Here is a 19,969-nt window from a genome sequence, read left to right as displayed (position 1 = left end):
AATCTGGAATCATGAATCAGGAATCTTGAATAACTCCAGTTACAATGATTCTCTGTCGCCAGTCATAATGTGTTGGTTTTCCATCCTTTCATCATATTGCTCAAATCCTGCCTTGAGGTACATAGGCATGGCGGCTTTGCCGTCGAGTTCGCAGGTGTGAAGCCACACACGTAAAGGGCTGTGCGACCAGGCTTTGTGTAGATTCCATTGCAGGAAACGAGGCCCTAAACCACGTCCGCGGAATTCAGGTATGATGCCGAAATAGGCAATTTCAACTTCATTGGCTTTGCGGAAATCGAGTTCGCAAAAGCCAGCAGGAACGCCGTTTACCCAAAGCACATATATTTCAACCTTATCGTCATGGATGATTTTCAGCAATTCATCATCAAAAATCAGCAGGCGGTTATACCATGATAAACCCTTGCCCACTTCTTTGTAAAGAAACTGATAGAATGAAATTGTTGGTTTCACAGCATGCACAATATTCACTTCCAGATCGAATGCTGGTGGCGGACCCTGCGGTGGTGTTTTCGTTTCAAGGTACCATGTGCGAACCGGGATGCTGTTGATGCTGCTCATTTTGATTTGTTTCTTTCAATCACTTTCAACGCTTCCCGGCGGCTGAGTCCTGAGAGTTCAGTGCTTTCAACAAATCTGATCACACTTTCAGGTGCAGTTTTTGAATATTCTCGCAATGCCCAGCCAATGGCCTTGCGGATAAAAAACTCCTTGCTCCCGCTCAAACGCCGTATATATTCAAACATCAAATCTTCATCGGTGGTCTTTTTGTACTTTAACTGGAATAGCAAGGCCGTGCGCTGCAGCCACATATTTCCCGAATCCATCCAGGCAGCAGTTATTTCAGGAATCTTATTGGGAAAAAGTTTAAAATATGTGCCTGCATGGTGGCTGGCAATCCAGTCCACCGTATCCCACCACGGCTTGTTCACAACCATGAACTCAATGGTTTCAATGGCATCTTCACCCATTTTTTTCAGAACCTTTTCACTCAGGTCAATGGCAAAATACTGGTATTCTCTTTCAGGTTGAATCCAGAGTTCTTTCACCATTTCAGGAACTTCAGCCGGGTCGGGAAGGCCAAAGGTTTCAAAAAATATTTTCCTGATTTCTTTCTGTTGTGGGGATCGGATACCAAAATATTCAAACTGGTTCAGCATATATTTTTTCATAAATGCTGCGTCGGCTGGATTAGCGATTACTTTATAAAGCCCGGTTAACGGATGAAGGTACGTGTGCATAATTGTAATTTATTCACCTGATCTGATCACCACTTTAGTACTGATGATAGGTTCATTGTTTCGTGAGTACAACGTTGCCAGATAAATTCCCGGCTTGCGATTGGCGGCATCCCAGTTCAAAACCCCTTCGGCTAACGGAGTCTTGAATTCATCAACCACTTTTCCCTGGAGATCGGTAATCTGCAATCTGCCGGCATTGGCAGCCTGCCAACTGATGTTTACCTTCCCATTCGAAGGGTTCGGGTAGCAATTAAGTTGATTTCCATAATGTTCTATTTCCTTGTTGCCAACATACATTGCATCCCAGATGGCAAGGGTGTATTCTCCCAGCCTCAATGTATCCAGCATGATCCAGCCAACACTCCATGGCCCGTAACGGGTAAAAGGAACCGATTGCCAGTCGTCGGCTATGGTGGGCCGGTAAAGGATCACAAGCGAATCGGCAGCATTGATGATCAAATCATTGTCAATATAGGCTGTGCTTTGGTAAAAGAAATGAATCTCTGAGTCAAACCCCTCGGGAATAATCCCATCAACATGCCAGTGTCGGTAAGGCGAAAGGGTGAGCCCGGGAAGAGAATCCTGCAGTGGATCGGGAGGAACCCAGTTATGTGTGATCCGTACAAAAGCAGTATCCTCAACGGAAGATACGAGCAATTTGCTGAAAGTATCGGCAAACTCAATTGTTCCTGTATTGACGATAGTATGGGCACGGTCGGTGGTGGCATCGCAGATTTTTTCGTTATAATCCATCATGGCAATCACAGGTTCAAAAGGAATATTGAAAACCTTGCTGCCTGTTTGTCCGTCAAATTTCAATGTATCAGAAAAGATTTGCCGGTTCTGATCCATAAAAGTGATCTCAACAATATTGGCATCACCCAGAAAATCGCGGCCTTTCCCACGCTGCCGCACAAAAACTTCTGCACCCTGGGTCGTAAGATTAAATGAATCAATTGAATAATGTGGGAATCCGGGTTCGAACACCCAGGAATCAAAAAAACCGGTAAGATCAAGCCCGCTGTGCTGCGAAAGCACATCACGCAAATCAAAGCTTGAGGCATGATGGTAAGCAAAGGTATCAAGGTAAAATTGAACCGCCGGAAAAAAAAGATCATCGCCCAGGTAATTCCGTAGGGTGTGAACCACCAACCCGCCTTTTTGATAAACGGTATTGCCATACACATAAGCCGGTGGAATATTGTAAAGCGCATGGTAGCCGCCATCACCCTGGGATGTGTGCAGGTATTGCAAGATCTGGCGGTGTTTGCTTCGCTGTGTTATCAAAGATGTTTCAGGCCCGTACAGGTCTTCGCGAAACAAGAGTTCATTCCAGACTGCCCAGCCTTCATTCAGCCACATTTCGCCAGGCCCGGCACAGGTTACCCTATTCCCGAACCACATGTGAGAAATTTCATGGGTGTATAACCATTCATAAGTCAATGTGTTATCAATGTAGTTGCTCGGATAGGCTACATTTCCGGCATGTTCCATAGCGCCAAGCGCTGTCCCTGAATATCCGATGCGTTCAAACGGATAAGGCCCGAACCTGGCTTCGAGGTTCGCCATGATGGTTTGCAGGTTCGCAAAAGAACCGGCTACTTTCCATTCATCAGCGGGTCGAACATAAATGATGATGGGAATATCGCGTTCCATGCCATTGAAGGTATCTGTAACCGCAACATAATCCCCAATAGCCACAGAAGCGAGATAGGTGGGGATGTTATAATCCATTTTCCAGTGAAATGTGTGTGTACCATCTCCATGAGAAGTGATTTCCTGCAGCAATCCACCGCAGGAGGCCTGCTTGTTATCGGTGATCCGGATATGGAAATCAAACAAGGCGCGGTCGTAAAAATCGTCAGCACACGGAAACCATGCCTTGCCGAGGTTAGGCGGGTAGGTTTCAAATCCGACGCCAAGGTTAAACGCGTATTGTCCGCTGAAATGGAAACCGCCCCAGGATTCGCTGAACGGAATCCCATGATAGAAAACAGTTACCGCAACTGTATCGTCTTGCGCGACGGGGTTTGGGAAAGTGATCGCCAGGTTATCGGCACTGTGGCTAAAAGATGATATTTTTTGGCTCTCAAAAAATACAGAATCAATGCCCAATTGCCTTAACTCAAGTTCTATTGAATTGAGGTTCGCAATATTTGACACAAAAGTTACGGTGGTTTGCCCATGAATAACCTTTGTGGTAAAATCCAGCACATCAAGCCGGATTTCATAATGGGTCACATCAAAATCTCCTTTTACATTGCAATGGGCTGGAAAGGGCCAGACCACGAAGAAGATAAATAAAAATAAAATACTGTGCTTCATTTAAATGAAATTAGTCATTATAATGCTGTTGAGAAGCCAACTGAAAACTGGTTCTTCAATGAGCCGCTTTGTTTTTCGAGCAAGGTGTATTCCGCAGCCAACCTGATATTTCTTTTTACAAGATAGCCGGCATGGATTGTTGCCGAGCGATAATCAAATTCACTGAGATCGGACTCAATATAGTTGAGCAAGCCTGCAAAATACCATTTACTCTCAATACCCTTAGGCATGTATATTACTTCGGCAAAACCACCTTGGGTTTTAGTAAATTGAACGGTGGGTGTTTCTTCCGAAATTTGCAAATCACTGTCGCTTCTGAAAAGGTATTGTAAATTAAACTCGAGTTTCTCGCCAAAAGACAAAGTCATGTCAGGGCCAAAGTAAAAAATATTATTCACCGGACCGGAAAACAATTCAGGGACCTCTTTGCCATAATATGCAAAAGCACCCAACCTGAGTTTTTCACCAATATCCTGCGAAATTCTTCCTGAAAAATTCTTGTATTTATCGTAGTCAAAAACCCTGTTACGGTCAGCGCGCGTCAGGCCATTGCCATTAACGACTGAAACAACTATTTCAGTTCCCGTTTCAAGGCCGAGGGTTGCCATAATTCCTTTGTCGTAGGCAAGATTGGTTCGGGATAATCCTGGTCTTAAACGATAGATTTCGTAATCGCTCAGAGTTAGCCGCAGTTCACCTTTAAAGAGTGGATCGGCAACCTGGAATTGGCCAACATACATATCGAGATCAAGACCCAGCAGATCGTTAAACATAATAAATGCATCTTCAACCCCGGCTACTTCTCCCCTTTCGTCGAAGTAAAAATAGAAATAATATGCAATGCTATTGGTAAGCTCCCCGCCACTCATGATTTTTACAAGATAAGGCGCTGCAAAATCAAATTTTTGTTCTGCTTGTTCCTTGAAACTTAGAAACCCTTCAAGACGTATAGCCAATGGCAGATCGCGCAGCAGGTTAAGTTCAGGGTCGCCGGTTGGAATAAAATAGCGTGGCGCTTCCTGGTCAAGCATTTTAAATCCGTTGCCAGCAAATTCATCTCCGAAAGGTTTGAGCCGTGGAGCAGGATTATGACAGGTTTGGCAGCTAAGCTGATACTTGCGCGCAAAAGCTGGAATAGCCCCAGCCTGGTTTGTGATCGCAAATACTAAAGCAAACAGGCAAATTGTGGTTACTAAACGTTTCATGATGTTAAAATTTTGTTGCTGAATGTTTGGAAGATATGATTATTAAATCCTGTAAATTATTGAATTGAAAAGGATGTTCACAACAACACCTCCACTCGAGTACTATGCTCATTCACCAGCATAATAGCTGATTCTTCATCAGGAACTTTTAAGAAATCGGCAACGGGTTTCACAAGTAATTGATAGTTAAGTGAAGCTTTGACAGTCATTTTTCCGGGCGCTGCATTGAGCGGAATTGTAAAGGTACAGGTTTCGATGATACTGCCCCTGGGTTCGAACCGGTAATCAACACCGAGGGATGCTGTATTCCACTGCTGAATGGTCATACGGCCCTGAGGGTCAAAATAAGCCATCCGGAAAATGCGGTTGCCCAGTGGAATGCCATCGCGTTGTAAACCAGGGAAATTTTCTTTCCCAAGCGGAACACCCATATCCTGATAAGCAAGAACATCAGAGGCGATGGTGTAATCCTCACCTTCAAAACCTTTGCGGTCAACAGGCAAATGATACACATTGCCTTTGGTATCGGTAGCCTCAACATGCATCCACAATAGTCGGTCTTCCACTGAGCCGGTCGGGAATTTATGTCCTGTTTTCTGGTTGAAGAGTACGATGGTAAACTTTACGGGTTCGCCAGGTTCTGCTTCAGCTATATCAGAATGGATGCGCAGTTCAACGGTTCCCCGCACTTTTCCCGGATCGTGTGCACCATGAAATAAATGTTGGCGTGCATCCCCGTAAGTGTTTCCCATGAGTGCAATTTTGCCTTCGGCTTTCGGCATGTGGCAATCCTGGCATTGCACACCTTCTTTATAATAAGGGCCTTCCTTCCATTCAAGGTGGGTTGATTTCACCCATACATCAAAAGGGCTTTTCTCATTGTGGCAGATACCGCAAAAATCGCCACTGCGATGTAATTCACTGATTTTTATTTCGTGGTTGGGAGATTGAACCCCTCCTTTACGGCCACTGTATTTTGTGAACCCGGGTTCAATAATGTAATTGAAATTGTAAGGAATATCGCCTGTGAAACCGGAAATCAAGTGGCAGACCTCACAGGAAACCGCTTCGTTTGCACGTGTGTTTTTATCAGGTCTTTGCGGAGGAATGTCGCCGGTGAGGTAAGCCATAGGTGTATGACAACCATTACAAGCTGCTTCGACTTCGGCCACTTTTGGTTCGAGCTTTGCATGCGGAATCGCCAGCTCAAAATATTCGATTTCGTCCCAGTGATGCGTGAAAGCCTGCGCCATCATGCTTTGCTTCCACTGCCGGTAAATATCGTTGTGGCAAGCCGTGCCGCAATATTCCGGCGTTTTGAAATCATCGTACTTATACGCTTTTTGGTCATTCTCCTTGCCTTTAAGCATCGCGGCAGAAATTACGATTGTAAATACTATGGCTAGGCCAACAAGAAAGCGTAGATGAATTGTTTTTTGTAATCTCATGATTGGTTGGCATTAAATAAATATTTTTGCCGGAGTTTAGTTTACACCGGGAAGCAAACATAATTGATGCTAAATTACAACAACATTGCCGTAAACGATTGGCCAGGGCGTGATTTAGAACGGTTACAAATTACAACTGTAAGCTGTAACATTTTCAGCAAAATGTTGTCGAATAGGCACAGGAATAAAGACTGGGTGGTGTCCAATAATGAACTGTTGCTGAGCGTTAATGAACATAATGTCCTAAAGAAACGTGTGTAAATTATTGTTTTGCAGAACCGTATAAGGTTGGCACAATATTTCGTTAACGCCAGCTTAAAATTATACTGATTACCTAATATTGCTTTTCAATAAAACCCATTAAAATGAAAAAGATCGCACTTGTATTTTTAATTTTTGCATTATCGGGCTTTTCAATTTCAGCCCAAAAAACGTGGACTCTTGAAGACTGTATTGATCATGCTTTTAAAAACAATATCCAAATCAAGCAATTCATGCTTGGGGTGGAAAATGCGGAAATCAATCTGGCGCAAAGTAAAATGAATTTGCTGCCCAATCTGAATGCTTATGTATCGCATGGATATAACTGGGGTCAGACCATTGACCGTTTTACCAATCAATTTGCCACTGCCCGGGTGCAGTCGAACAACTTCTATGGCTCCTCTTCTTTTACTGTATTTAGTGGCTTTCAGAAAATGAACACTGTGCGGCAAAACCAGTTGGATCTATTGGCCAGCAAGCTTGATGCGGATAATTTCATGGACGACATCGCTTTGAATATTGCCACTGCTTATCTTCAAATATTATTTGCCCAGGAATTACTTGAGATTGCCACTAACCAGCTTGACATCACGCAACAGCAGGTGACAAGAATGGGAAAACTTGTTGAAGCCGGCACATTGGCAAGGGGCGATCTGCTTATGCTGGAGGCCCAGCTGGCTGCAGAAGAACTTCAGGAAATTGAGGCGCGCAATAATCTTGATATGTCGTATCTGATTTTGGCCCACATGCTTGATTTTCCTTCAGCTGAAGGGTTTGAAATTGTAAAACCCGAAATAGAATTAGATGAAACCCAAAGCATGACCATGACACCAGAGCAGATTTATGACAATGCTGTGGTAAAACGGCCCAATATCAGAAGTGCAGAGCTCAAAGTGGAAAGCGCATCAAAAGGGCTGGCCGTTGCACGCGGTAGCCATAGTCCTACGCTTAGTATGGATTTATCGTGGGGAACCGGTTTTAGCGGAGCCCAAACAATTGGCAGAAATCCTTTTTTTGAAGAAGTGGCCATTGGTTATGACAGCGAAATGAACCCCGTTTACACCTCAGTTCAGCGTTATGAAACTTTTGAAACCAAACCGTTCAGCAATCAGTTCAGTGATAATAATAACCGGACCATTAACTTTGCCCTCCGTATCCCACTCTTTAATGGTGGATTTGCACGAACTAACGTCAGCCGCGCAAGGATATCCATCGAAAATGCCCAATATGAACATGAAAGCGCCAAGCTGCAATTAAATAAAACCATACAGCAAGCCTGGGCCGATGCTTCATCTTCACTTAAAAAATATACCGCATCGGGTAAAAAGGTTGAAGCAACCGAAGAATCCTTCAAGTACGCCGAACAACGATTCAACGTGGGTATGCTGACTTCGCTGGATTATAACAATTCAAAGAACGAGTTGCAGCGGGCTCAAAGTGAAATGCTGCAAGCCAAATATGACTATTTATTCAAAACCAAGGTGCTTGATTTTTACATGGGCATCCCAATCAAACTTTGATAAGCTTTTTACCGATACATATTAAAGCCTTTAAAGTATTATTGATAAATTTGGCGAAAATTACCCCCAATGAAAAAAAGAAAAACCATGCTCAAGGTCTTGATTGGCCTCGTCGTGCTATTGGTGATCGTGCTTGCTGTTGCGAAAAAGCAAGGCTGGATTGGAGAACAGCCGGGCATAAGCGTTACAACTGAAAAAGCCGAAAAGCGCACCATCATTGAAATTGTTGCTGCCAGTGGGAAGATCCAACCCGAAGTGGAAGTAAAACTTTCGCCTGATCTTTCAGGAGAAGTTGTAGAACTGGAAGTAAAAGAAGGCGATTATGTGAAAAAAGGGCAATTCCTTGCAAAGATCAATCCTGAAATTTATCTTTCAAATTATGACCGGATTGTTGCATCGCTGAACATGCAAAAAGCCAACCTATCAAATGCCAAAGCACGATTGGCTCAAACAAGGGCGCAATTCATCAATGCAGAGGTTTCTTATACCCGCACAAGTTCGTTGCTTGAACAAAGTGCTGTTTCGCAGGCTGATTACGACGGTGCACGGGCAAGTTATCTGGTAGCCCAGGCGGAAGTTGAAGCAGCCGAACAAAGTGTTGTTGCTGCCGAATACAGTGTGAAAAGCGCAGAAGCTTCGGTTAATGAAGCCCGTGAAAACCTCACTAAAACATCTTTGTTTTCACCCATTGAGGGAACCATTTCAAAACTCTCCATTGAAAAAGGCGAACGCGTGGTAGGAACCTCACAGTTTGCCGGGACCGAGATCATGCGCATTGCCCGCCTCTCAAGCATGGAGGTAATTGTGAGTGTTGCCGAAATGGATATTGTAAGGGTGAACCTGAATGATACCGCGCTTGTTGAGGTAGATGCTTATCTGAACCGGAAGTTCAAAGGTGTTGTAACCAGTATTGCAACGTCAGCAAATTTAACAGGTGTGAGCGCCGACCAGGTAACCAATTTCGACGTTCGCATCCGTATCCTTTCCGATAGCTATACCGACCTGATGCGTGAGGGCATGCTTGACTATACCCCTTTTCGCCCGGGTATGTCAGCCACTGTTGACATTCAAACCAAATCAGAAATTGATGTCTTAACAGTTCCGATCCAGGCCGTGACAACACGTACCGATACCTTAAATACACGGAATCGTGTTTCGGAAAATAAGGAAGAAACCGAACAAGCAGCAAACGGTTCACCTGATGAACTCATTGAATACGTTTTCCTTTTCAAAGACAATATAGCGCAGCTTACAAAAGTAAAAACAGGCATTCAGGACAATATGTATATTCAGATACTGGAAGGATTGGATGAGGACAGCGAGGTGATTACCGGGCCTTACCGTGCCGTATCAACAACCCTCAAGGATGGTGATGCCGTAAAAAAGGTTGAACGCAGTGATCTTTATAAAGCTAAGTAAAAAATGCCGCTCATCCTTTGCATCGAAACCGCTACAACCGCCTGCTCAGTTGCTCTTATAAAAAACGGTGCACTGATTGAAATCAGACATTCTGATAAGAAAAATGCACATTCAACTATTCTTAACATTCTTATAAACGAGCTACTTGCATTTTCAGGATTTCAATTTTCCGATCTCAATGCTGTTGCCGTGAGCAAAGGCCCCGGATCTTATACAGGGCTACGCATCGGTGTTTCAACTGCAAAAGGATTGTGTTATGCGCTGGATATTCCTGTAATAGCCCCTGATACCTTGTTGTGTATGGCCTCTGGTTTTGTAAACGAGCACCCTGGACTTCCTGAAAACGCATTGCTTTGCCCAATGATAGATGCCCGTCGAATGGAAGTATTTGCTGCTATTTATGATCTGAAACTGGAGGCTATTAGCCCCGTGGATGCAATTTTTGTGAATGACGAAGCTTTCCCTGGACTGACTGGTAATCGTCCGGTTTACTATTTTGGCGATGGAGCTGAAAAATGCCTGGATACACTCAACCATAGATCTGATTGGAATTTTGTTCCGGGTTTCATCAATTCAGCCAGCCACATGGCAAGCCTGGCAGCCAATTACTTTAAGTCAGCAAAGTTTGAAGATGTGGCCTATTTCGAACCTTTCTATCTTAAGGATTTTGTTGCCGGAAAGCCGGTTGTGAAAGGGTTGAGGTAATATTCAGAGAGCAAAGTCAGTGATTACAACATGATGTTATACCTACACAAAAAAATGCACATTCATGTTGTGTAGTATTCAAATAAAATTTACTTTTGCAGCCCGAAACAAATTCCTCCTTAGCTCAGTTGGTTAGAGCATCTGACTGTTAATCAGAGGGTCGCTGGTTCAAGTCCAGCAGGGGGAGCAGAAAGGGTTACAGCAAATCGTTGGAACCCTTTTTTCGTTAACAATTGTTGAACAAGTTAAAGATCATTGCCTAATTTGATTCCGGCAAACATGCTGCATGTCACGACACTTGGTGCCAATGGTCAATTCGCCAATATGCAATCCATATTGGAGTCAAGTAATGAGTTTACCGTGGAATCAGACGGAACCACCACCAACGATAACCTTGAGTTTACAATGGAAATAACCATAAAAACCAAGGTTAAAGCCAGTGCATTATAGACCCTGCATTTATTTTTCAGGCTCTTTTTTTATGGAGCTAAGGCAGTGCAGACAAAAGCCGGGCTCTTTTTGGTCAATATCCTCCACATAGGTACTTGATTGCATCACACAGGGGGGGAAGTAGCAATGCTTCAGGCTCAGGGTGTGTCCCAGTTCGTGTATGATTTCTTTTTTGAAACGTTCGAAAAGCAGGAAATTATTTGGTTTCATGCCGTAATACTCATTTTTCAGCCTGTGTAATGAGGCAATGCCTGTGCGTCCATTCAGGAACGCCTGGCCAAATATGTAGGTGAGGATGGGGATAAACAAATCAACAGTGAACAATCCCATTACTTTTGAAGCTTCGGGAGGTGCCATGGTATCAACCACTTTGATCAGTTTGTTGCCGTCGTATTGCCTTCGGCGTGGGTCATAATAATCGCCCATATCCAAATGGCCTTGGATCAGGCTCAGCGGATAATTCAGTTCAGTAGCAATTTCAGCAGCTATGCGCTCCAAAAATTCCATATCAAATTGTCCGTATGCGATTAATGTGATTGTATGCATATTCTACTGACCACAATATCAAGCCTTTCCTTCACAAGATGGGTTGTCAGGCTGATTTGATTTGCCGACCTGAAAGAAGTCATTCCGGTTGTTTCAGGTCAAATTTTTTGATTTTGTTGTACAGGGTAACCCGGTCCACCTTCAGTGCTTTTGCCGATTGCGAAATGTTCCACCCATATTTATTTAGAATTTGGATTATGTGCGCTTTCTCAAGGTCTTCGAGGCTTTCATAGCCGCTGATCACGCTGTCTTTGGCCAGGGGCAGGTCGCTGAGCCTGATTTTTTTGCCATCGCCGATAACAATTGCCCGCTCGATCATATTTTCGAGTTCGCGCACATTGCCAGGATAATCGAATTCCTTCATACGCATCAGTGCTTGTTCGTCAATGCTAATGGGCGCTTTGTTCATGGCTACACAATACTTCTTGATGAAGAAGTTAACCAATAGCGGAATATCGCTTGGCCGTTCACGCAGTGGTGGCACATTGATGTTTACCACATTGAGTCGGTAATACAGGTCTTCGCGGAAGGTGCCTTTTTCAACCATGCTCTTCAAGTCGCGGTTGGTGGCGCATATGACCCGGAAATCGGAACTTATTTCCTTGTTGCCGCCCACACGTACAAATTTCTTTGTTTCGAGCACACGCAACAGCTCAATTTGCATTTTGGCTGAAATGGTAGCAATCTCATCCAGGAAAATGGTGCCGCCGTCGGCCATTTCAAAACGGCCCTTGCGGTTGTACATGGCACCTGTAAAAGCTCCTTTTTCGTGCCCGAACAATTCGCTTTCGAGCAGACTTTCGGATAAGGCCCCGCAATGCACACTTACGAGTGGGAAATATTTCCGCGGCGAATTGGAGTGTATAGCCCTTGCTATCAGCTCCTTTCCTGTTCCGCTTACGCCGGTAATAACTACTGAGGAATTGGATTGAGCCACGCTCCTCACTTCTTTCAAGACCTGTTTCATAGGCTCGCTGTCACCTACGATATCATCTACATTTTCAAGTTCGGTGAACTTTTCTTTCAGTGCCAGGTTTTCCTGCTCAAGCGAGATTTGCCTGGCGGCATTCTTGATCAGATGCGAAAGCTCGTCTGGATCAAAGGGTTTGGTAATATAGTCAAAGGCACCATCTTTGAGCGCTTGCACAGCTGTATCAACTGTTGCGAAAGCTGTCATGATGATGACGATGGATTTTTTGTTCAGTGCTTTGATTCTTCTGTGCATCTCCATGCCATCCATGCCGGGCATTTTAATGTCGGAAATAATTATATCAAAGTGTTTGGTTTCGATTATCGAAAGTGCCTGTTTGGCATCTTCGGCACATTCAACATAGTAATCGTCCTCAATGAACCAGTTGAACAAAGAATCCCTTACGGATTCCTCATCATCAACAATGAGTAGGGAAATTTGCTTTGCCATTTTTTAACTCTCCTTGTTTTTTATCAAAGGTAATGTGAATGTCATTGTTGTGGATTGTCCCTGCACCGACTGCACGTCAATTTTACCTTTGTGGCTGTTTACAATGCCGTGAACGATAGAAAGGCCTAAGCCCGAACCACCTGTTTTTTGTTTGCTCGAAAAGAAAGGTTCAAAAATATGCGGCAGGTCTGCTTCCGGAATGCCCGTGCCATTATCCGAAATTATAATACTAACATGGTCTGGGTCGGGATTGTCGGTTTTGATAACTATTTCACCATTTTCGTTGATCGCTTCTTTGCTGTTGACCAGCAAGGCGATACAAGCTTGTTTTATTTGATTGGGACTGCAAAAAATCAGGTCTTGTTCGGCAACAAAGTGCGAAATGAATTCAATATTGGCAATCTTCATGGGGTGCGACATGATGTTGAAAGTGTCGCGAAGCACTTCGTGTAAGTTCTTGGCTTCAAAATTCTTTTGGTCTTTGCGAGAAAAGTCGAGTAATCCTTTTACAATATCCCCACACCTTTTGGTTTCTGTTTCGATAATTTTCAGGTGTTTCATCATCGAGTCCATTTTTGGTGGAGGCACTTCCTGGTTGTTGAGTTGCTTTTGCACCAATTTGGTATAGGTGAGTATGCCAGTAAGTGGATTGTTAATTTCGTGTGCTACTGACATGGACAGCTTGCCGAGGGATGCAATGCGCTCAATATTGATCAATTCATTTTGGACCGCGCCTAATTCCTCTGTTTTTTTCTGCACCTTATGCTCCAGTTGTTGCGACCAGTTTTGCAATTCAAGATTGGCTCTTTCCAAATTGTCCAGCATATTGTTAAAGGCGATGGAAACGGTACGAATATCCGACAATTGGTTTGGCTCAACATTGAGACGCATTTTTTTATCGCCGCTGGCAACCGCCTCACTTGCCAAAACAATGGCATTAAATGGTTTTCTGATGTTCTTCGTGGTAAACAGCACCAGAAAGACCAGCAGCAGCACTGTCATAATGGTTGCCAGAATGAAAAAGTCCACCGATGATTCGCGCAGGGCCGAGTCCAGTTCATTAAGCGGAATTTTTATAATGAGTGATCCCAGCACCACATCTGTTTCCTTGTGAACCCAGTGGCATTGCATACAAGAGGGTTCGTTTAAAATGGGCGAACGGATCAGCAAATGCCTTTCCCGCTGGTATTTGCTAAACAATCCAAATCCATTGGTTGAGTCAAGTACCACATAGGACTTTTCATCAATTTCTTTTGGCTCACTAAAGTACCCCTTGAAATCAACTAGCCCGGACAATGAATCTTCTGCCTGGGTGGTATATACCAGGCTATCAAATTCGTTGTACATATTTACCTCATCAATATTGGGCAAGCGGTTGATCACATCCAGGGTGTTTTGAAGCACGGCTTTGTCATTTTCAAGCATTGAATGATACAATGCCCCTTGTACAAAATGCCCGACATTGTAGCCGTTTTGGTAAATCACCCTTTCCATAAAGCGCTCATTTACTGATCGGAATATAATACCAAACAACAAAAAGAGAAAGATGGATAAAATAAGGATGGAGTAAATGACCTGCCCATAGATGGAGGACCTGATTTTTTCATATTTCTTGAAAAAAGAGAGGCCGGTTTTTTTATCTTTTTTAGTTTCGCTTGTACTGGTCATGTTTTGTTTTTGATTAGCGTTTACAGCGTATCAGGGGCTGTGGTCAGTTTCCTGGTGTTTGTGGTCTTGGCATCATAATAAAATGATAATCAACATTTTGAAAAGCTTATTGATTGGTTTTCAATTGACTTAATAACACATGCAAGATACAAAAAAGTGTGTTCTCCCAATAACATTTTTCGCCGAACCAGGCTATGGTGATAGCTTGGCCGGCGAAAAGCAGGGTTCGTATCAGGGGCAAATCCCCAACTGTAATTAAGTTAAGTCGTGGCAGTCATAAAGTTCTTTTCGAAATCCTTCCAAATTTCGCTGGGCATTTCTGCCAGGGCATTTCTGCTGATTTCTCCACCATCCTGCATGATAACCATCGAAGGTTCGGAAGAATGTGCTTTCATGCTTTCAGCCATGAAATCCTTAAAACGTTCCACTTCGCGTCTTGACCAGTTAATGGCATCTTCGGCCATGTAGCAGGCTTGTGTTTCGGCCATCCAGTTGGTAGGCTTCACTTTGTATATCCATCCTTGTCCATAAGGGTCATCATTCAACATTTCAGGTGTTTCGTGCAAGATATGGTTCGATTTAAGAACCTCGCCAGAAACGGGGGATACAATTTTCAGGTTTTTGCCGTTCTGTCCGATTTCGGCAATCACATCACCTTTTTTGATTTTATCTCCGGGCGATTTCAGGTTGTTAACCTTTACTTCGCCTATGATATTCAGCAGCAAGTCATCCAAACCAATGCGTGCAGCACCGCCTCTTTCGAGGAAAGTCCAGGTGTGGTTTTTACTATAGAACAATCCTTGTGGAATTTTTAGCAAGTTGGCTGAGAGAATGCCCAATGCTTCATTTAGTTTTTTAGTAGCTTTTGCTTGTCTGTTCAGTGCTATCCAAAAAGGCACCAGCAATAAGAAGAAGGCTACAGTGATAAGGTACTCTATTCCCTTGGTCTCGAAAATGTTGTAATAGCTAAAGCCGTCCATTTTATTATTTTTTTAAAGGTTATTTTTTGTATTTATTTCAATTGTTTAATAGGAATATTTTTTTAATGTGCTCCTTTGGCCCAATCAGGTGATTTGCGCAGCACGGGCATTCTTAAAACGATCCATCGGAAAACCCATATCTGAATCAGTATAACCGATATCGATACAATAATTTCCCAGATTGTAGGTACATATCTTATGGGGGCATCAATATTGTAGGCGATCAGGGAGGTGTTCATTCGGTTCAGAATAATACCAACCAGTGTGAGCACTGCAGCGATATTGATCAGTCTGATGTTTTTGAGTTTGAAGCCATAGAGGAACATAAACATGGGCACCACCACAAAAGGAATCATTTCGAGGAGATACCACCAGCCCCAGCCGGTTCCCATATATACCCAGTTTTTTTCGTGGGCGAAAATGATTACATGCATAAAGAAGTAGGAGAACATGCTTAGGGCACAGATGCCTGCCAGTCCTACTAATATTGGATCTTTGGCTTTGCGGTAGGTTTCGTCAAGCTGATAGGCAAATATCTTCCAGCAAAGGGTAACTAAAGCAATCACAAGTGCAAGTCCGCCAAAAACACTTTGAATCACAAACATCAATGGCATATATTGGTTGTACCACAAGGGGTGAACCTTGCCTTTGGCCAGCATAAAGAGGCCGCCGATACCGGCCTGGTGCAGCACCGAAAGTGTGATCCCAAACACAACGGCCACCAAAGTGATGCCTGCCAGGAATTTGTATGTTTTGCGTGCGTTAAGCCATTCGGCAACCGAAGGCGAAAACTCAAGCATAAGGCATAGGATATAGAGCATAAAATGCCATGCTACCAGGAACAGGATAGAGCTGACGCCATAATCATTTCCAATAATCACATTAAAAATATCAAGTGGGCGACCCAACTCAAGGATCAGGGCAAATGAATAGAATATATAAGCCAGCAGGCCATTTAATACAGCTACCTTTAGGATAGGGTTGTACTTTTTAAGGTGTAGCACATGGGTGATAAAAACAAGCACATAAGCTCCACCGGCCATAGCAACGCCCACAACCACGTTAAAAGCCTTCCATATACCCCAGGGCATTTCCTGTGTAAGGTTGGTAACTGAGCCCAGGCCATACATAAACCTGTAAACAATAATACCAAGGCCCAAAAGAATAATTGGCAAAGTGATGATGTTGAAAGCGGTGAAAATTTTTGTTTTAGGCTTCAGTTCGTTTATAAAGAACTTCCAGGTATTATTGCCTTTGTTGTCTGCGTATTGAATTGCTGTGGTCTGGTTCAAAGTTCTTCCTCCTCAGTGTTTTGGGTACGTACTTTTGTGGCTTCATACAGTCCGAGCAAAAAAGCGGGGAGCAATAAATCAACTGGCGCAATGGATGATACAAATCCTTTGGTAAGGGTTGGGTAGGATTTCAGTTGGATTTTGTTGTTAAAACCAATCTGTTCAACAGGAACAGGTGAAATTACCAACCAGCTTGTTCCGCCAGCTTCTTTTTCGCCATAAATGTGAGGATGATAAGTATCAGGGTTTTCGAGCATGCGCTTGCGGGCTTCATCAAGCAATTCGCGACGTGTGCCAAACATCAAAGCATCGTATGGGCAATCGTTAACACAGGCTGGTCTTTCGCTATCTGCCCACTTGTGGTAGCACATATTGCACTTCACAATGCGTGGGTTGTTGTTGTCGTATTCAGCCTTGGGTATTTCGAAGGGGCATGAGATCATGCAGAAACGGCATCCCATACATTTGTCTTCGCGCCACACTACCGGGCCTTCTTTGGTTTTATATAATGCTTGCGTCAGGCAGGCAGTAAAACATGCCGGTTCGTTGCAATGCATGCACTGTTTCTTGCTGTATCCCTCGCTGCCATCGGGCAAATTGTACCAGTTCACCACGGTTCGTTTGGTTGGGTCCAAACTTCTCTTAATATCAGTGCTGGGCCCGTCCTCAGGGAATTCCATATTGTGCGAGTCAGCACATGCAAACTCACAGGTTTGACATCCAACACATCTGCTGGCATCATAAAGTACTCCCATCAACTCAACACCATCGTCGCTTGCCGGAGCTGCTTCGAGGCTTTTGCCAAAGGCCAGTGCCGCACCCGCTACACCCCAGAACTTAAAAAATGTTCTTCTATTTAAGCTCATTCTTGATTTTGATTTAGTTCAGTTTTTAGATCCTTACTTAATGGTGTCAATGAAGTTTGTTTGAAACTCTTCCCACACCTCTGGCTCGGCGTTTTCAAGCAAATGGCTTTTCAATGCACCGCCATCCTGCATAACAGGGACAAGTTTATTTACAGCATAAGCATTGGCCAAAACATCTTTCAGTCGTGAAAATTCTTTTTTCATCCAGTTGGCTGTTTGGTCGGCCATCAACATAAACTGTGTTTCCCTGAACCAGTTAACCGGTTCAATATGATAAACCCAACCTTCAGCATAAGGCGCTGAGTTGAGCAAAGAGGGCTGGTTAATCAGTTTCTCATTGGAGGCTTTTACGATCCCGGAAACAGGTGAATAGATGTTCAGGCGCTTTCCATCCTGGACAAGGGTGAGCAAGTGGTCACCTTTTCTAACAGAGTCACCTGTCTGTTTCATCTCTATACGACTGGGAGTTCCGGTAATGTTTTGCAGGAAATCGTTGATCCCAACTTCTACTTTTCCATTTCTGTTCATAAACGCCCAGGTATGTGTTTTGTCGAAATAAATCCCTTTGGGGATTCTGACGGTTTGTTCATCAAAAACCTCTTGTAACTGAGAGTTAGATTCGAGAACTGTTTTTTTTTTGCTATTCATGTACTGAATTGTAATATCTACTCCTATTACTATGAGTACGATTGCTGCTAAAATTAGTGCTTCCATTTTTTTAAGTTTAAGGGGTTATTTCTCTTTTGTTTTGCTCGCACTCTATTTCAATTGCCGTGCCAAAACTTATATATAACTGTAATACAGTAATATAGGAGATTTTGTGATCAATTCTTCAACAGCCTTATGTTTATATATTCAACACTAAATTTTAAGAAATGGCATAAGAAGCTAAATAACAGCTTGTTATTATGTGTGTTGATATTTTATGCACGTGTTGTTAAATTCAACACATAAGATATAAGTTTGATTTCTCAGGACGAAAAGGACTAGAGAACATCAATTAAAAACCGGCTAAGTATCTCTTCTTGAGCGTTCCAAAACATTAGTACAATTGAAAATGGCAATCTGAACAAAAAGTTGTTTGCCAGGCGTCACCAATCTCAATGGGATGTTTGAATTCCAGTGATTCAAATGTGCCTGAATATTCCATATTTCCGGGTTCGCCCTGTGCCAGGATATTATGGCAGGTGGTGCATTCGCGGGTAATTACTTTGCCTGCCTCTGTAATGTGCCGGTCGCTATGGCAGCGATAGCAACCATTTGTTTCAAGATGACCAAGATGATTGGGATATTGGTTCCACTTCACTTTCATTTCGGGGAAAATATTACGGCGATATCCCATCTGTATTGCCAGGATGGCCCATTCAATCTCATCTTTGTGGGATTCAAGCATATAATCATACATTGATTCGTAATACTCTGTCACCTTTACACTGATTGCTATGAATGCGCTGTCTCTGCTAGGGTAATCCTGCCCGAGTATTTCCATTGCCAGGTATTTAATATCAGGCAGTTCCCTCGAAATTTCTCCAGCCGTGATGGCATCATCAATAAAATTCTGTGGAACCTGGTAATTGTGTGAAGGACGATTATGACAATCTATACAGTCCATTGTTTTCAGCCCATTCTCACTAAAATTGCTATTGTTGAATTGATATTCAGAGTCCTTGTATATCTGAACTTCCCCGGTTTTAAGGTTCGTATAGCGAACCCAGGGAATAATATTGGGGTCATCAGGATCGGTTTGGTATTCAATATGTACATCGGGATTGATGTGCCAGTGAATACCTTCCTGTAAACCCAAAGCGCTATATGTAGCGCTGGTTTTCATCATCAGGTTGATATCCCATTCCGTATTATCATAGTCCGAAAGATAGGATCGTTTCAGACGAAGCATGGGTTCATAAAACTTTTCAGTCCAATGGCATTCTTCACAGGTTTCTCTCGCCGGGCGAAGGTTATGCAATGGTGTTGGAATAGGCCGGGGATATTTATCAAACATAACTGAATAAATCTGGTACAATCCTGATAGTTTGCTTTTAACATACCAATCTGCACCTGATCCCACATGGCATTCTACACACTTTACCCTTTCGTGCGAAGATTCATGGTAGGCTACATATTCAGGTTCCATAACCTTATGACAAACTGTACCACAAAACTCCACCGATTCGGTGTAATGAAATGCCTCATAACTTCCTATTCCGGTCAGCATTAAGAACACAAGTGTGCCGGTAATAAAAACAATGGTTGCATTACGAACCGTTGACGAATTAAAATCAATAACCGGCCATTTTAGGGCCGTCTGTTGAGAGTGGCTCTTCAGTTGTTTACGGTGTGTGATCCACATTCCTGTTGGAATAAGTACCAAACCGATGACAAGGAAAACAGGTAAAATTATCCAGATGAATATGCCCAGGTACGAACTTCCTGCATCAAACACCATGGAAATAAAAAACAGGAAGGCAATAGTTACTATGCTGATTACTGCCAGTGAGGCGCCTGCAATCGAAGTCCAGTTTCGTACAGATGATGGAAGTTTCATGATTTACAATCTTTTAATGTTGAAAGATATAATCAAGTCTATAAAAAAAGAGGTTGCCTG

16 protein-coding genes and 1 tRNA gene are annotated in these 19,969 nt (G+C 43.2%); 4 read left to right on the top strand and 13 right to left on the bottom strand.

Going from position 1 to position 19,969, the window contains the following annotated elements; all coding sequences use genetic code 11:
- Positions 1-39: 39 nt before the first annotated feature.
- The 5 genes from IH597_04800 to IH597_04780 form a co-directional block, all read right to left on the bottom strand.
- The gene (locus tag IH597_04800; GenBank protein ID MBE0661767.1) at positions 40-579 is read right to left on the bottom strand and encodes a GNAT family N-acetyltransferase; all 540 of its coding nucleotides are present in this window, start codon (positions 577-579) and stop codon (positions 40-42) included.
- Positions 576-1,259, bottom strand: coding sequence for a DNA alkylation repair protein (locus IH597_04795; GenBank protein ID MBE0661766.1), 684 nt, complete (start codon positions 1,257-1,259; stop codon positions 576-578). The genes IH597_04800 and IH597_04795 overlap by 4 nt, the downstream gene beginning before the upstream one ends.
- Positions 1,260-1,268: 9 nt before the next feature.
- The gene (locus tag IH597_04790; GenBank protein ID MBE0661765.1) at positions 1,269-3,584 is read right to left on the bottom strand and encodes a T9SS type A sorting domain-containing protein; all 2,316 of its coding nucleotides are present in this window, start codon (positions 3,582-3,584) and stop codon (positions 1,269-1,271) included.
- Between the two features lie 17 nt (positions 3,585-3,601).
- Positions 3,602-4,789, bottom strand: coding sequence for a hypothetical protein (locus IH597_04785; GenBank protein ID MBE0661764.1), 1,188 nt, complete (start codon positions 4,787-4,789; stop codon positions 3,602-3,604).
- Positions 4,790-4,866: 77 nt separating this feature from the next.
- Positions 4,867-6,159: a NapC/NirT family cytochrome c gene (locus IH597_04780; GenBank protein MBE0661763.1), complete on the bottom strand. Its 1,293-nt coding sequence runs from the start codon at positions 6,157-6,159 to the stop codon at positions 4,867-4,869.
- A 443-nt stretch (positions 6,160-6,602) separates the two neighbouring features.
- On the opposite strand from IH597_04780, the gene IH597_04775 reads away from it, so the two are divergent.
- From IH597_04775 to IH597_04760, 4 genes are all read left to right on the top strand, one after another.
- Positions 6,603-8,018, top strand: coding sequence for a TolC family protein (locus IH597_04775; GenBank protein MBE0661762.1), 1,416 nt, complete (start codon positions 6,603-6,605; stop codon positions 8,016-8,018).
- 69 nt (positions 8,019-8,087) lie between these two features.
- Positions 8,088-9,437, top strand: coding sequence for an efflux RND transporter periplasmic adaptor subunit (locus IH597_04770; GenBank protein ID MBE0661761.1), 1,350 nt, complete (start codon positions 8,088-8,090; stop codon positions 9,435-9,437).
- 3 nt (positions 9,438-9,440) lie between these two features.
- Positions 9,441-10,142 (top strand): tRNA (adenosine(37)-N6)-threonylcarbamoyltransferase complex dimerization subunit type 1 TsaB, encoded by a 702-nt coding sequence (gene tsaB, locus IH597_04765; protein ID MBE0661760.1) that lies wholly within the window; start codon positions 9,441-9,443, stop codon positions 10,140-10,142.
- Between the two features lie 113 nt (positions 10,143-10,255).
- A tRNA-Asn gene (locus IH597_04760) sits at positions 10,256-10,329 on the top strand.
- A 272-nt stretch (positions 10,330-10,601) separates the two neighbouring features.
- Here IH597_04760 and IH597_04755 read toward each other — a convergent pair.
- The 8 genes from IH597_04755 to IH597_04720 form a co-directional block, all read right to left on the bottom strand.
- On the bottom strand, positions 10,602-11,138 hold the full coding sequence (locus IH597_04755) for an archaemetzincin family Zn-dependent metalloprotease (protein MBE0661759.1): 537 nt from the start codon (positions 11,136-11,138) through the stop codon (positions 10,602-10,604).
- A gap of 79 nt (positions 11,139-11,217) precedes the next feature.
- Positions 11,218-12,558, bottom strand: a complete 1,341-nt coding sequence (locus IH597_04750) for a sigma-54-dependent Fis family transcriptional regulator (GenBank protein ID MBE0661758.1) — start codon at positions 12,556-12,558, stop codon at positions 11,218-11,220.
- A 3-nt stretch (positions 12,559-12,561) separates the two neighbouring features.
- The gene (locus IH597_04745; protein ID MBE0661757.1) at positions 12,562-14,226 is read right to left on the bottom strand and encodes a hypothetical protein; all 1,665 of its coding nucleotides are present in this window, start codon (positions 14,224-14,226) and stop codon (positions 12,562-12,564) included.
- Between the two features lie 260 nt (positions 14,227-14,486).
- Entirely contained in the window at positions 14,487-15,206 is a 720-nt protein-coding gene (locus IH597_04740; GenBank protein MBE0661756.1) for a hypothetical protein, read from the bottom strand.
- Between the two features lie 62 nt (positions 15,207-15,268).
- On the bottom strand, positions 15,269-16,498 hold the full coding sequence (gene nrfD / locus IH597_04735; protein MBE0661755.1) for a polysulfide reductase NrfD: 1,230 nt from the start codon (positions 16,496-16,498) through the stop codon (positions 15,269-15,271).
- The gene (locus tag IH597_04730) at positions 16,495-17,364 is read right to left on the bottom strand and encodes a 4Fe-4S dicluster domain-containing protein (GenBank protein MBE0661754.1); all 870 of its coding nucleotides are present in this window, start codon (positions 17,362-17,364) and stop codon (positions 16,495-16,497) included. Before IH597_04730 ends, nrfD begins: the two co-directional genes overlap by 4 nt.
- A 33-nt stretch (positions 17,365-17,397) precedes the next feature.
- Positions 17,398-18,078 (bottom strand): hypothetical protein, encoded by a 681-nt coding sequence (locus IH597_04725; protein MBE0661753.1) that lies wholly within the window; start codon positions 18,076-18,078, stop codon positions 17,398-17,400.
- A gap of 328 nt (positions 18,079-18,406) precedes the next feature.
- Positions 18,407-19,909, bottom strand: coding sequence for a NapC/NirT family cytochrome c (locus IH597_04720; protein MBE0661752.1), 1,503 nt, complete (start codon positions 19,907-19,909; stop codon positions 18,407-18,409).
- Positions 19,910-19,969: the final 60 nt, after the last annotated feature.

Source organism: Bacteroidales bacterium (assembly GCA_014860575.1).
Lineage (GTDB): Bacteria > Bacteroidota > Bacteroidia > Bacteroidales > JAAYJT01 > JAAYJT01.
This window is presented reverse-complemented; position numbering and strand designations above follow the sequence as displayed.

Bases quoted from the DNA above. Each gene is read 5' to 3' on its own strand.
- IH597_04725 (MBE0661753.1), bottom strand. From the start codon at position 18,078: ATGGAAGCACTAATTTTAGCAGCAATCGTACTCATAGTAATAGGAGTA.
- IH597_04770 (MBE0661761.1), top strand. From the start codon at position 8,088: ATGAAAAAAAGAAAAACCATGCTCAAGGTCTTGATTGGCCTCGTCGTG.
- IH597_04800 (MBE0661767.1), bottom strand. From the start codon at position 579: ATGAGCAGCATCAACAGCATCCCGGTTCGCACATGGTACCTTGAAACG.
- IH597_04740 (MBE0661756.1), bottom strand. From the start codon at position 15,206: ATGGACGGCTTTAGCTATTACAACATTTTCGAGACCAAGGGAATAGAG.
- IH597_04780 (MBE0661763.1), bottom strand. From the start codon at position 6,159: ATGCTTAAAGGCAAGGAGAATGACCAAAAAGCGTATAAGTACGATGAT.
- IH597_04795 (MBE0661766.1), bottom strand. From the start codon at position 1,259: ATGCACACGTACCTTCATCCGTTAACCGGGCTTTATAAAGTAATCGCT.
- IH597_04775 (MBE0661762.1), top strand. From the start codon at position 6,603: ATGAAAAAGATCGCACTTGTATTTTTAATTTTTGCATTATCGGGCTTT.
- IH597_04790 (MBE0661765.1), bottom strand. From the start codon at position 3,584: ATGAAGCACAGTATTTTATTTTTATTTATCTTCTTCGTGGTCTGGCCC.
- IH597_04750 (MBE0661758.1), bottom strand. From the start codon at position 12,558: ATGGCAAAGCAAATTTCCCTACTCATTGTTGATGATGAGGAATCCGTA.
- IH597_04720 (MBE0661752.1), bottom strand. From the start codon at position 19,909: ATGAAACTTCCATCATCTGTACGAAACTGGACTTCGATTGCAGGCGCC.
- IH597_04755 (MBE0661759.1), bottom strand. From the start codon at position 11,138: ATGCATACAATCACATTAATCGCATACGGACAATTTGATATGGAATTT.
- IH597_04745 (MBE0661757.1), bottom strand. From the start codon at position 14,226: ATGACCAGTACAAGCGAAACTAAAAAAGATAAAAAAACCGGCCTCTCT.
- IH597_04785 (MBE0661764.1), bottom strand. From the start codon at position 4,789: ATGAAACGTTTAGTAACCACAATTTGCCTGTTTGCTTTAGTATTTGCG.
- tsaB (MBE0661760.1), top strand. From the start codon at position 9,441: ATGCCGCTCATCCTTTGCATCGAAACCGCTACAACCGCCTGCTCAGTT.
- IH597_04730 (MBE0661754.1), bottom strand. From the start codon at position 17,364: ATGAGCTTAAATAGAAGAACATTTTTTAAGTTCTGGGGTGTAGCGGGT.